Raw genomic sequence first — 12,857 nt, 5'->3', positions numbered from 1 at the left:
CGGCGGTACGGGGCTCAGCTCGCCGGCCCCGCCAGCACCGCCACGTCCGACAGGGGCGGTGTGCCCGAGCCGTCCCGGCGCGGATCCGGCTCGGGGAGCCGCGAAGGGGTGCCGTTCCTCTGCGCCGCGCGGGCCGGTGCGGGACCCGCCCAGGCCAGCAGCAGGACGTCCTCGCCCTTCAGGAAGCGCTGGCAGCGCACCCCGCCGGTGGCCCGGCCCTTGCGCGGGTACTGGTCGAAGGGAGTGAGCTTCACCGAGGTCACCGAGGCGTCCAGCGCGCCCGTCGAACCCGCCGCGGTGAACACCGCGGCCTCCGCCGCCGGGTCCACCGCGGTGAACGAGAGCACCTGGGCCCCGTCGGCCAGCTTGATGCCGGCCATGCCGCCCGCCGCCCGGCCCTGCGGCCGGACCTGCGAGGCCGGATAGCGCAGCAACTGGGCGTCGGAGGTGATGAAGACCAGATCCTCCTCGCCGGTGCGCAGCTCCGCGCCGCCGACGATCCGGTCACCGTCCTTGAGGGCGATGACCTCCAGCTCCTCCTTGTTCGCCGGATAGTCCGGCACCACCCGCTTCACCACGCCCTGGAGCGTGCCGAGCGCCAGCCCGGGCGAGGTCTCGGAGAGCGTGGTCAGACAGATCACGCTCTCGCCCGCCTCCAGCGAGAGGAATTCGGAGAGCGGCGCGCCGCCGGAGAGATTCGGAGCGGTCGCGGTCTGCGGCAGCTGCGGGAGGTCGATCACCGACAGCCGCAGCAGCCGCCCGGCCGAGGTCACCGCGCCCACATCGGCCCGCGCGGTCGCCAGCACCGCCGAGACGATCAGATCGTGCTTGGTGCGCCCGGTCCCGGACTCCGGGAGAGGCTCGCCCGTCGCCGTGCGCGCCAGCAGCCCGGTCGAGGAGAGCAGCACCCGGCACGGGTCGTCCGCGACCTCCAGGGCCACCGCGGCGACCGGGGCCGCGCCCGACTCCAGCAGCACGGTGCGCCGCTCGGTGGCGAACTTCTTCGCGACCGCGGCCAGTTCCCCCGAGACCAGCTTGCGCAGCTCGGCGTCCGACTCCAGGATCCGGGTCAGCGCCTCGATCTCCTCGGTCAGCCGGTCGCGCTCGCTCTCCAGCTCGATCCGGTCGAACCGGGTCAGCCGGCGCAGCGGGGTGTCCAGGATGTACTGGGTCTGGATGTCGCTGAGGGAGAAGCGCTCGATCAGCCGCTCCTTGGCCTGCGCCGAATTCTCGCTGGAGCGGATGAGACGGATCACCTCGTCGATGTCGATCAGCGCGACGAGCAGGCCCTCCACCAGATGCAGCCGGTCGCGGCGCTTGCCGCGCCGGAACTCGCTGCGGCGGCGGACCACGGTGAAGCGGTGGTCGAGATAGACCTCCAGCAGCTCCTTGAGCCCCAGGGTCAGCGGCTGACCGTCCACCAGTGCCACATTGTTGATGCCGAAGGACTCCTCCATCGGCGTCAGCTTGTAGAGCTGCTCCAGCACGGCCTCCGGCACGAAGCCGTTCTTGATCTCGATGACCAGACGGAGCCCGTGGGACCGGTCGGTGAGGTCCTTCACATCGGCGATGCCCTGGAGCTTCTTCGAGCCGACCAGGTCCTTGATCTTGGCGATCACCTTCTCGGGGCCCACCGAGAACGGCAGTTCGGTGACGACCAGGCCCTTGCGGCGGGCGGTGACGTCCTCCACCGCCACCGTGGCGCGGATCTTGAAGGTGCCCCGGCCCGAGGCGTACGCGTCCTTGATGCCGGCCAGGCCCACGATCCGGCCACCGGTCGGCAGGTCGGGACCCGGGATGAAACGCATCAGCGTCTCCAGGTCCGCGCCCGGGTGCCTGATCAGATGGCGGGCAGCGGCGACGACCTCGCCCAGATTGTGCGGCGGCATATTGGTCGCCATGCCGACCGCGATCCCGGACGAGCCGTTGACCAGCAGATTCGGATAGGCGGCGGGGAGCGCGACGGGCTCCCGCTCCTGGCCGTCGTAGTTCGGCGAGAAATCGACCGTGTCCTCGTCGATGGACTCGGTCATCAGCGAGGTGGCGTCCGCCATCCGGCACTCGGTGTACCGCATGGCGGCCGGCGGGTCGTCATTGCCCAGCGAACCGAAGTTGCCGTGGCCGTCGACGAGCGGGACGCGCATCGAGAACGGCTGGGCCATCCGCACCAGCGCGTCGTAGATCGACGCGTCGCCGTGCGGATGCAGCTTGCCCATGACCTCGCCCACGACCCGGGCGCACTTCACATAGCCCCGGTCGGGCCGGAGCCCCATCTCGTTCATCTGGTAGACGATCCGGCGCTGCACCGGCTTCAGGCCGTCACGGGCGTCGGGCAGGGCACGGGAGTAGATCACCGAGTAGGCGTACTCAAGGAAGGAGCCCTGCATCTCGTCGACGACGTCGATGTCGAGGATCCGCTCCTCGAAATCTTCGGGCGGCGGGGTTTTCGTGCTGCGGCGGGCCATCGCGGCTGCTGCTCCTTCACGTACCGGATCGGGAACTGACGCGGACCATTGTGTCCCGTCCCACTGACAACACCCGACGCGACCCGGGCGGACGTGTCCGGGCGGGCCTCGCGGGCCGCCGAAAGAGACCGGCCGGAACCCGGGAACTTCGCCAGCTGTCAGCCCGCGTGCATACAGTGGCGGTGCTGGGAAAACAACACCCCAAGCATCGCGATCGAAGGGACGTACATGCCCATGGGTCACACGGCCACAGCGCAGGCCGGATCGGGCGGCCTGACAGCCACGGAGCACCGGCTGGCCAACGGCCTGCGCGTGGTGCTCTCCGAAGACCATCTGACGCCGGTCGCCGCGGTCTGCCTCTGGTACGACGTGGGCTCGCGCCACGAGGTCAAGGGCCGTACCGGACTCGCCCACCTCTTCGAGCACCTGATGTTCCAGGGCTCCAAGCAGGTCCACGGCAACGGCCACTTCGAGCTGGTGCAGGGCGCCGGTGGTTCGCTCAACGGCACCACCAGCTTCGAGCGCACCAACTACTTCGAGACCATGCCCACCCACCAGCTGGAGCTGGCGCTCTGGCTGGAGGCGGACCGGATGGGCTCCCTCCTCGCCGCCCTCGACGACGAGTCGATGGAGAACCAGCGCGACGTCGTCAAGAACGAGCGCCGCCAGCGCTACGACAACGTTCCCTACGGCACCGCGTTCGAGAAGCTGACCGCCCTCGCCTACCCCGAGGGCCACCCGTACCACCACACCCCCATCGGCTCCATGGCCGACCTGGACGCCGCCACCCTGGAGGACGCCCGCGCCTTCTTCCGGACCTACTACGCGCCGAACAACGCGGTGCTGTCGGTCGTCGGCGACATCGACCCGGAGAAGACGCTCGCCTGGGTCGAGAAGTACTTCGGCTCCATCCCCTCCCACGACGGCAAGCAGCCCCCGCGCGACGGCTCCCTCCCGGAGAACATCGGCGAACAGCTGCGCGAGGTCGTCGAGGAGGACGTGCCGGCCAGGGCGCTGATGGCCGCCTACCGGCTGCCCGAGGACGGCACCCGCGAGTGCGACGCCGTCGACCTGGCGCTCACCGTCCTCGGCGGCGGCGAGTCCTCCCGGCTCCACAACCGGCTGGTACGCCGTGACCAGACGGCCGTGGCCGCCGGATTCGGGCTGCTGCGGCTCGCCGGGGCCCCCTCGCTGGGCTGGCTGGACGTGAAGACCTCCGGCGGGGTCGAGGTCCCGCAGATCGAGACGGCCGTCGACGAGGAGCTGGCCCGCTTCGCCGAGGAGGGGCCCACCCCCGAGGAGATGGAGCGCGCCCAGGCACAGCTGGAGCGCGAGTGGCTGGACCGGCTCTCCACCGTCGCCGGCCGCGCCGACGAACTGTGCCGTTACGCGGTGCTCTTCGGCGACCCCCAGCTGGCGCTGACCGCGGTCGAGCGCGTCCTCGACGTCACCGCCGACGAGGTCCGGGCGGTCGCCGCCGCCCGGCTGCGCCCGGACAACCGCGCGGTGCTGGTGTACGAACCGGTCGCCGCCGCCGAGGGCGACCGGCCCGACCAGGAGGCCCCGGCGGACTCCGACACGACCGAGCAGAGCGACGACGAGGAAGGGGCGCGCCAGTGACCGACACCGCCGAGCCGCTGACCACCATGGAGTTCCACCCGCAGCCGCAGGCGGGCCAGGCCAGGCCCTGGGCGTTCCCCGCCCCCGACCGGGGCACCCTGGACAACGGCCTGACCGTGCTGCGCTGTCACCGCCCCGGGCAGCAGGTGGTGGCCGTCGAGCTGAATCTCGACGCCCCGCTCGACGCCGAGCCCGAGGGGCTCGACGGGGTCGCGACCATCATGGCGCGCGCCCTCTCCGAGGGCACCGACAAGCGCTCCGCCGAGGAGTTCGCGGCCGAGCTGGAGCGCTGCGGGGCCACCCTCGACGCCCACGCCGACCACGCCGGCGTCCGGGTCTCGCTGGAGGTGCCGGTCTCCCGGCTGGCCAAGGCGCTCGGGCTGCTCGCCGAGGCGCTGCGCGCGCCCGCCTTCCTCGACAGCGAGATCGAGCGGCTGGTGCGCAACCGGCTGGACGAGATCCCGCACGAGAGCGCGAACCCGGGCCGCCGGGCCGCCAAGGAGCTGTACCGCCAGCTCTTCCCGGCCTCCCTGCGGATCTCCCGCCCCCGGCAGGGCACCGAGGAGACCGTCGCCCGGATCGATTCCGCCGCCGTGCGCGCCTTCTTCGAGGCGCATGTCCGGCCCGCCACCGGCACCGCCGTGATCGTCGGCGATCTGACCGGGGTCGACCTCGACGCCGTGCTCGCCGAGACCCTCGGCGAGTGGACGGGCGACACCGCCGCCCTGCGCCCGGTGCCGGCGGCCGTCGCCGACGACACCGGCCGGGTGGTCATCGTGGACCGCCCCGGCGCGGTCCAGACCCAGCTGCTGATCGGCCGGGTCGGCGCGGACCGCCACGACCGGGTCTGGCCGGCCCAGGTGCTCGGCGCGTACTGCCTCGGCGGCACCCTCACCTCCCGGCTCGACCGGGTGCTGCGCGAGGAGAAGGGCTACACCTACGGGGTGCGCGCCTTCGGCCAGGTGCTGCGCTCGGCCCCCGACGGCTCGGGCACGGCGCTGCTCGGCATCAGCGGCTCGGTGGACACCCCCAACACCGGCCCGGCGCTGGAGGACCTCTGGAAGGTGCTGCGGACGCTCGCGGCCGAGGGGCTCACCGACGCCGAGCGGGATGTCGCCGTGCAGAATCTGGTGGGCGTGGCCCCGCTGCGGTTCGAGACGGCCGCCTCCGTCGCGGGGACGCTGGCCGACCAGGTCGAGCAGTACCTCCCCGACGACTACCAGGCCCAGTTGTACGTCCGGCTGGCCGAGACGGGCACGGTGGAGGCGACGGCCGCGGTCGTCAGCGCCTTTCCCGAGGACCGGCTGGTCACGGTGCTCGTCGGCGACGCCGGGCAGATCGCCGAGTCCGTCAAGGCGCTCGGTATCGGCGAAGTGACCGTTGTCACCGGCTGATTGAGGTCGCGGAGGGAACCCCGGCGGTGATGACCCGCCGGGGTTCCGCCGTTTGATAGTTAAATGCCCCTTTTGATGGCTGATCAGGTGGAAGCTAGCTGTCTGCCCTGTGGCATGTGCAACAAAAATCGCTCTCTGTTTGGCGAAGGAAAGCCCGCGCGCATAGCGTCGGTCCGGCTGTTCGCCCGCTGTACGCCGCACTCGTGGCACGGGCAGCCATCGCCGAATCCCCACAGGGCGCGAGCCCGGGGAGCCGGGGACCCACCGTCCCCAGGGGTGAATCGTGTGCCTTCGCGTCCGCGCGGAGGGACGCGTAGGAGACCTTCCTGCTCCGAACCCGTCAGCTAACCCGGTAGGCGAGAAGGAAGGAAAGGATCAGCCTCTCCATGGCGTTGACCCGCCCCACCGGGAAACACCGTGCCCCGAGCCGTATGACGCGCAGAAGCGCGACCATCGCCGGAGCCGCCACCATCGCCACCACCGGAGTCTGCGGAACCCTCGCCACCCCGGCGGTCGCCGCCGAGACCGGCACCACGGCGTCCATGGAGGACACCGGAACGACCCTGATCCTCGCCGCCGACGCCGAGGCCGACTCCCTCGCCGACGAGGTCGCCGACCAGGCCGCCACCCAGCAGCGCGCGGCCGTCGCCCGGGTCGAGGCCGCGGAGGAGGCCGAGCGCCGCGCCGTGGCCCGCGCCCTGGAGCTCCGCGAGGCCGAGGTCCGTGCCGAGCGTGAGGCCGAGCGGAAGCGGCTCAGCGCCTTCCAGCTCCCCATCGCCGGTTCCCACATCTCCACCGGCTACCAGACCGGCGGCTCGCTCTGGTCCTCCGGCAGCCACTCCGGCATCGACTTCCACGCCTCCTACGGCACCTCCGTGGTCTCCGTCGGCTCGGGCACCGTCGTCGAGGCCGGCTGGGGCGGCGCGTACGGGAACAACGTCGTGATCAGGATGAACGACGGCACCTACACCCAGTACGGCCATCTCGCCTCCGTCGGTGTGGCCGTCGGCCAGGCCGTCGTGCCGGGCCAGCAGATAGGCCTCGCCGGCTCCACCGGCAACTCCACCGGGACGCATCTCCACTTCGAGGCCCGCACCGGCTCCGAGTACGGCTCGGACGTCAACCCGGTCGCCTATCTCCGCGCCCGGGGCGTCTCCCTCTGATCCCTCCCCGGCCGATCCCTGCCCGAGAAGCCAAGCCCTGAAAAAAGCGAAGCCGTGGTGTCCCGCGAACGGGACACCACGGCTTCGCTCCGCCCCGGGGCGGTCAGGGTCGGGTCAGACCGTCTCGGGGAGTTCTTCGAGGCCCTCGGCGACCAGCTTGGCCAGCCGGTCCAGCGCGGCGTCGGCGCCCTCGGCGTCCGAGGCCAGCACGATCTCCTCGCCGCCCTGCGCGCCCAGACCGAGCACCGCGAGCATGGAGGCCGCGTTGACCGGGTTGCCGTCGGCCTTGGCGATCGTGACCGGAACGCCGGAGGCCGTCGTGGCGCGGACGAAGATGGAGGCGGGTCGGGCGTGCAGGCCCTCGGCCCAGCCGACGGTGACGCGGCGCTCAGCCATAGTGTTGCCCTTCGGGGTAAATCGGTTGTCTAGACCAGTGTGCCATGGTACGGGACCGGGGGGCCGCCGTACGCTTTCGGCATGCGGAGCGCGGCTGAGCAGACCTATCCCGATCACTGGGAAGCAGATGTGGTGCTGCGCGACGGGGGCACCGCGCGCGTCAGGCCCATCACCACCGAGGACGCCGGGCGGCTGGTCAGCTTCTACGAACAGGTCTCGGACGAGTCCAAGTACTACCGCTTCTTCGCGCCCTACCCCCAGCTCTCCGCCAAGGACGTCCACCGCTTCACCCACCACGACTACGTGGACCGGGTCGGGCTCGCCGTCACCGTGGGCGGGGAGTTCATCGCGACCGTCCGCTACGACCGGATCGACGCCGCCGGCCGCCCCGCGAGCGCCCCCGCCGACCGGGCCGAGGTCGCCTTCCTCGTCCAGGACGCCCACCAGGGGCGCGGGGTCGCCTCCGCGCTGCTCGAACACATCGCCGCGGTGGCCCGGGAGCGCGGGATCCGGCGGTTCGCCGCCGAGGTGCTGCCCGCGAACACCAAGATGATCAAGGTGTTCCGGGACGCCGGATTCACCCAGCGGCGGAGCTTCGAGGACGGCTCCGTCCATCTCACCCTCGATCTCGAACCCACCGAGAAGTCCCTCGCCGTGCAGCGCGCCCGTGAGCAGCGCGCCGAGGCCCGCTCCGTGCAGCGGCTCCTCGCACCCGGCTCGGTGGCCGTCATCGGCACCGGACGCGCCCCGGGCGGGGTCGGCCGGACCGTGCTCCGCAATCTCGTCGCCAGCGGGTACGAAGGCCGCGTCTACGCGGTGAACAGCGCCTTTCCCGCCTCGTGGCACGAGGTCGACGGGGTGCCCGCGGTCCGCTCCGTCGGCGAGATCACCGGCGAGATCACCGGCGGGCCCGGGGAGACGGTCGACCTCGCGATCGTCGCGGTCCCGGCCGAGCGGGTGCCCGAGGCGGTCGCCGACTGCGGTGAGCACGGAGTGCGCGGGCTCGTCGTGCTCTCCGCCGGATACGCCGAGAGCGGGGTCGACGGCAGACGCCGCCAGCGGGAGCTGGTCCGCCAGGCCCGCTCGTACGGCATGCGGATCATCGGCCCGAACTCGTTCGGGATCATCAGCACCGCCGCCCCGGCCCGGCTCAACGCCTCGCTCGCGCCGCAGATGCCCGCGCCCGGCCGGATCGCGCTCTTCACCCAGTCCGGGGCGATCGGCATCGCGCTGCTGTCGGGGCTGCACCGGAGGGGAGCCGGACTCTCCACCTTCATCTCCTCCGGGAACCGGGCGGACGTCTCCGGCAACGACTTCCTCCAGTACTGGTACGAGGACCCGGACACCGATGTCGTCCTCCTCTATCTGGAGTCGATCGGCAACCCGCGCAAATTCACCCGACTCGCCCGGCGCACGGCCGCCGTCAAGCCGGTGGTCGTCGTGAAGGGGGCCCGGCACAGCGGCAGCGAGCCGCCCGGGCACGCCGTCCGGGCGACCCGGATCCCGGACGCGGCGGTGGGGGCGCTGCTGCGGCAGGCCGGAGTGATCCGCGTCGACACCGTCACCGAGCTGATCGACGCCGGGCTGCTGCTCGCGGGCCAGCCGCTGCCCGCCGGACCCCGGGTGGCGATCCTCGGGAACTCCGAGTCGCTGGGGCTGCTGACCTACGACGCGTGCCTGACGGAGGGGCTCCGCCCGCTGCCCCCGCTCGATCTGACGACGGACGCCACCCCGGCGGACTTCCGCGCCGCCCTCGCCCGGGCGCTCGCCGACGACGGCTGCGACGCCGTGGTGGTGACGGCGATCCCGTGGGTGGGGGAGAACGGGGAGTCCGAGTCCGGCGACGGCGAGGTACTGGCGGCGGCCCTCCGGGAGGCCGCCGCGGCGGCCCCCGCCCCGGCGAAGCCGGTGGCGGTGGTCCATGTGGAGCTGGGCGGCCTCTCCGGCGCCCTCGCCGCGACCCGCGCCCGCCCCCGCCCGGCCACCGCCGCCGACCCGTCCGGGCACTCCGGTACGCCCGCCGCCGACGACGGCCGTTCCCGTACGGCGTCGGCCCCCGAACCCGGAGCGTCCGACGCGGGAAACCCGTCCGCACCGGACCGCGCCACCGGCGCGCGCGCCGGGGCAGGGGCCGGGCACACCGACACCCCCGGCGCGCCCGCCGCCGGGAACCCGGCCCCACCGGGCCCGCCCGATGGCACAGGCTCCCCGGAGCCGGGCCCCGGCGGCCCCGGCCGGGGCCGTATCCCCGCCTACCCCGCCGCCGAGCGGGCCGTACGGGCGCTGTCGCAGGCGGTCGGATACGCGCAGTGGCGGCGCGGCGCGGCCGAGCCCGGCAAGGTTCCGCAGTACGACGACATCGACGAGGGCGGAGCCGCCGCCCGGATCGAGCGGCTGCTGGCCGAGGGCGGCAGCGGCACCCTCCCCGCGGCCGACGCGCACGAGCTGCTCGCGCGGTACGGAATCGCGGTCCGGCCCACCCTCCCGGCCCCCGAGCCCGAAGCGGCCGCCGCCGCGGCGGCCCGCCTCGGCTACCCCGTGGCGCTCAAGACCACCGCGCCCCATCTGCGCCACCGCCCCGACCTCGGCGGCGTACGGCTCGATCTCGCGGACGAGGCACAGCTGCGCCACGCCTACCGCGAACTCACCGAGCTGCTCGGCAGGCCGGCCGAGCTGCGGCCCGTCGTCCAGTCGATGGCCGCGCGGGGCGTCGACACCGTCGTCCGGGCCGTGATCGACCCCGCCGTCGGCGCGGTCCTCTCCTTCGGGCTCGCCGGAGCGGCGTCCGAACTGCTCGGGGACACCTCCCACCGGCTCATTCCGGCCACCGACCGCGACGCCGCGGAATTGATCCGAGCCATCCGGACCGCTCCCCTCCTCTTCGGCTGGCGGGGCTCGGCCCCCGTGGACACCCCGGCCCTCGAAGAGCTGCTGCTGCGAGTATCACGACTGGTGGACGATCACCCGGAAGTGGTCGGAATCAGTCTTGAACCCGTCGTCGTGGCTCAGCACGGACTCTCCGTCCTCGGCGCGTCCGTCCGTCTCGCGCCGCCCGCGACCTTCACTGACCTGGGGCCGCGCCGACTCCCCAGCTACTGAGCGGACTGAGCGCTCGGTGCCGCTCAGGCCCCGTAGGATGGACCGCATGGCGAAGACCGGTACGACGACCCAGGGGCTGCGCGCGGCGATCGAGCGCAGCGGCTACTACCCGGCTCTCGTGGCAGAGGCGGTGGAGGCCGCTGTCGGCGGAGAGCAGATCTCGTCGTACCTGGTCCACCAGGAGACCACGTTCGACGCCAATGAAGTGCGCCGCCATGTCACGGTCCTCGTTCTCACCGGCAACCGCTTCATCGTCAGCCACACCGACGAGCAGACGGCCGACTCCAGCTCGCCCACGCCGTACGCCACCACCTCCACCGAGTCCGTGAAGCTCGACCGGATCTCGTCGGTGGTGGTCAGCCGTGTGGTCGCCAATCCGGAGTCGTACACCCCCGGCACCCTGCCCCGCGAGGTCGTCCTCACCATCGGCTGGGGCGCGGTCTCCCGGCTGGATCTGGAGCCCGCCGCCTGCGGCGACCCCAACTGCGAGGCCGACCACGGCTACACCGGCAACTCCACCGCCGACGATCTCAGCCTCCGCGTCAGCGAGGCCGGCGACGGCCCGGACACCGTCCGGCAGACCCTCGTCTTCGCGCAGGCGCTCTCCGAGGCGACCGCGGCCACCGGCACCGCCCGCTGATGGTCCAGCCCGCCGCCTCGGCCCTCTGGCCCGACGAACCCGAACTCCTCACCGTCGAGAGCGCCCCGGTGCCCGAGTACGGCAGGGGCTCGCTCGCCGATCTGCTGCCGACCCTCGCGGCCGGTCAGGGTGTGCCGGGGTTCACCCCGCTCATCGAGGAGCTGGCCCCCGCCGACCGGAACTGCGTCTTCCTGATCGACGGGCTCGGCTGGGAGCAGATCAGGAACCACCCGGACGAGGCGCCCTACCTCACCTCGCTCCTCCCCACCTCGCGCGGCGGCACCGGCCGGCCGATCACCGCGGGCTTCCCCGCCACCACCGCGACCTCGCTCGCCTCGGTCGGCACCGGCCTCCCCCCGGGGGCCCACGGCCTCCCCGGCTACACCGTCCGCGACCCCGCCACCGGCGCGCTGATGAACCAGCTCCGCTGGAAGCCGTACACCGACCCGCGCGCCTGGCAGCCGTACCCGACCGTCTTCGGGCGTGCCCACGACGCCGGGGTGCACACCGCCCAGGTCTCGTCCCCGATGTTCGAGCAGACCCCGCTGACCAGGATCGCGCTCAGCGGCGGAACGTTTCACGGCAGGCTCGGCGGCGAGGAGCGGATGGATCTGGCGGCCGAGCAGCTCGCCGCCGGCGACCGCTCCCTCGTCTACACGTACTACAGCGAGGTCGACGGCAAGGGCCACGGCTTCGGCGTGGACTCCGACGCCTGGCGCGGCCAGCTGATGTACGTGGACCGGCTGGTGCAGCGGCTCGCGGAGCAGCTCCCGCCGCGCGCCGCGCTCTATGTCACCGCCGACCACGGCATGATCGACATCCCCTTCGACGAGGAGTCGCGCATCGACTTCGACGAGGACTGGGAGCTGCGGGCCGGGGTCGCCCTGCTGGGCGGCGAGGGCAGAGCCCGCCATGTCTACGCGGTCCCCGGGGCCGAGGCCGATGTGCTCGCCGTCTGGCGCGAGGTGCTGGGCGACAGATTCTGGGTCGCGAGCCGCGCGGAGGCCGTCGCCGCCGGGTGGTTCGGGCCCTCGGTCGACGAGCGGGTCCTCGGGCGGATCGGCGATGTGATCGCCGCCGCCCACGACGATGTGGCGATCACCGCCTCCGTCCAGGAGCGGCACGAGTCGGCGATGGTCGGCCTGCACGGCTCCATGACCGCCGTCGAGCAGCTGGTCCCGCTGCTCGAAGTGCGTACGTGACACCGCGCCGGTAGGCCCCGCCCGCACGGCCGTCCCGCTCGCGGGCGGCATTTCCACCCGGTCCAGCAGGTCCACCCGGTCCACCCGGTTCACCCGATCCACACGACAGCGTCCCGCCATCGAAAGGCCCCCGACTTCCCATGCCCGAGCTGGTGTTCTTCTCCGGAACCATGGACTGCGGAAAGAGCACCCTCGCTCTTCAGATCGAGCACAACCGCTCCGCGCGCGGCCTCCAGGGCATCATCTTCACCCGGGACGACCGCGCGGGCGAGGGCAAGCTGTCCTCGCGGCTCGGGCTGGTCACCAACGCGGTCGAGGCCGGTGAGGGCTTCGACCTCTACGGGCATCTGGTCGACCATCTCTCCCAGGGCGGGCGGTGCGACTACGTCATCGCCGACGAGGCGCAGTTCCTCGCCCCCGAGCAGATAGACCAGCTGGCCCGGGTCGTGGACGATCTCGAACTGGACGTCTTCGCCTTCGGCATCACCACCGACTTCCGCTCCAAGCTCTTCCCCGGCTCGCAGCGGCTGGTGGAACTCGCCGACCGCATCGAGGTGCTCCAGGTCGAGGCCCTGTGCTGGTGCGGCGCTCGCGCCACCCACAACGCCCGTACGGTCGGCGGAGTGATGGTGGTCGAGGGCGCTCAGGTCGTGGTGGGCGATGTCGACGCGGGGGACCAGATCGGCTACGAGGTGCTCTGCAGGCGTCACCACCGCAGGCGGATGACCGCCGCCAGCGCCCGGGCGGCGGCCCTCTCCCCGGACGTTCTGCCGGTGGACGACCGGGGTGCGGCCGTACGTCACTGAGCCGTACATCACCGAGCCCGTCGGCCGTACGCCGCCGGGGCCCGGAGGCGTACGGCCGTGGGGCCCGGTGCG

The 12,857-nt window shown here is 72.6% G+C and carries 9 protein-coding genes and 1 riboswitch; of the genes, 7 read left to right on the top strand and 2 right to left on the bottom strand.

Translation table 11 applies throughout. The features are described from left to right. Nucleotides 1-14: 14 nt before the first annotated feature. Nucleotides 15-2,465: a DNA gyrase/topoisomerase IV subunit A gene (locus ABD371_RS27005; RefSeq protein ID WP_344482185.1), complete on the bottom strand. Its 2,451-nt coding sequence runs from the start codon at nt 2,463-2,465 to the stop codon at nt 15-17. Nucleotides 2,466-2,699: 234 nt separating this feature from the next. Between ABD371_RS27005 and ABD371_RS27000 the strand changes: the two genes are divergently transcribed. The 3 genes from ABD371_RS27000 (at nt 2,700) to ABD371_RS26990 (ending at nt 6,642) form a co-directional block, all read left to right on the top strand. Next, nucleotides 2,700-4,085, top strand: coding sequence for a M16 family metallopeptidase (locus ABD371_RS27000; protein ID WP_344482391.1), 1,386 nt, complete (start codon nt 2,700-2,702; stop codon nt 4,083-4,085). 26 nt (nt 4,086-4,111) lie between these two features. Further along, complete coding sequence (locus ABD371_RS26995; RefSeq protein ID WP_344482388.1) at nt 4,112-5,479, top strand: M16 family metallopeptidase; 1,368 nt, start codon at nt 4,112-4,114, stop codon at nt 5,477-5,479. A 210-nt stretch (nt 5,480-5,689) separates the two neighbouring features. Further along, a riboswitch (cyclic di-AMP (ydaO/yuaA leader) is annotated at nt 5,690-5,852 on the top strand. A 13-nt stretch (nt 5,853-5,865) separates the two neighbouring features. Further along, entirely contained in the window at nt 5,866-6,642 is a 777-nt protein-coding gene (locus ABD371_RS26990; RefSeq protein WP_344482182.1) for a M23 family metallopeptidase, read from the top strand. 114 nt (nt 6,643-6,756) lie between these two features. Here the strand turns inward: ABD371_RS26990 and ABD371_RS26985 are convergent, their stop codons facing one another. Then, nucleotides 6,757-7,038 (bottom strand): HPr family phosphocarrier protein, encoded by a 282-nt coding sequence (locus tag ABD371_RS26985; protein WP_190125084.1) that lies wholly within the window; start codon nt 7,036-7,038, stop codon nt 6,757-6,759. An 81-nt stretch (nt 7,039-7,119) separates the two neighbouring features. Between ABD371_RS26985 and ABD371_RS26980 the strand changes: the two genes are divergently transcribed. The 4 genes from ABD371_RS26980 (at nt 7,120) to ABD371_RS26965 (ending at nt 12,785) form a co-directional block, all read left to right on the top strand. Further along, nucleotides 7,120-10,137 carry a bifunctional acetate--CoA ligase family protein/GNAT family N-acetyltransferase gene (locus tag ABD371_RS26980; RefSeq protein ID WP_344482179.1) on the top strand — a complete coding sequence of 1,006 codons (3,018 nt, stop codon included), beginning with the start codon at nt 7,120-7,122 and terminating at the stop codon, nt 10,135-10,137. A 46-nt stretch (nt 10,138-10,183) separates the two neighbouring features. Continuing rightward, the gene (locus tag ABD371_RS26975; RefSeq protein ID WP_190125086.1) at nt 10,184-10,777 is read left to right on the top strand and encodes a DUF5998 family protein; all 594 of its coding nucleotides are present in this window, start codon (nt 10,184-10,186) and stop codon (nt 10,775-10,777) included. Beyond that, entirely contained in the window at nt 10,777-11,979 is a 1,203-nt protein-coding gene (locus ABD371_RS26970) for an alkaline phosphatase family protein (RefSeq protein ID WP_344482174.1), read from the top strand. Before ABD371_RS26975 ends, ABD371_RS26970 begins: the two co-directional genes overlap by 1 nt. A 140-nt stretch (nt 11,980-12,119) precedes the next feature. After that, nucleotides 12,120-12,785 (top strand): thymidine kinase, encoded by a 666-nt coding sequence (locus ABD371_RS26965; RefSeq protein ID WP_344482172.1) that lies wholly within the window; start codon nt 12,120-12,122, stop codon nt 12,783-12,785. The last annotated feature ends 72 nt before the right edge of the window (nt 12,786-12,857 follow it).

It is taken from the genome of Streptomyces amakusaensis (assembly GCF_039532665.1).
In the GTDB taxonomy this organism is placed as follows: Bacteria; Actinomycetota; Actinomycetes; order Streptomycetales; family Streptomycetaceae; genus Streptomyces; species Streptomyces amakusaensis.
This window is presented reverse-complemented; position numbering and strand designations above follow the sequence as displayed.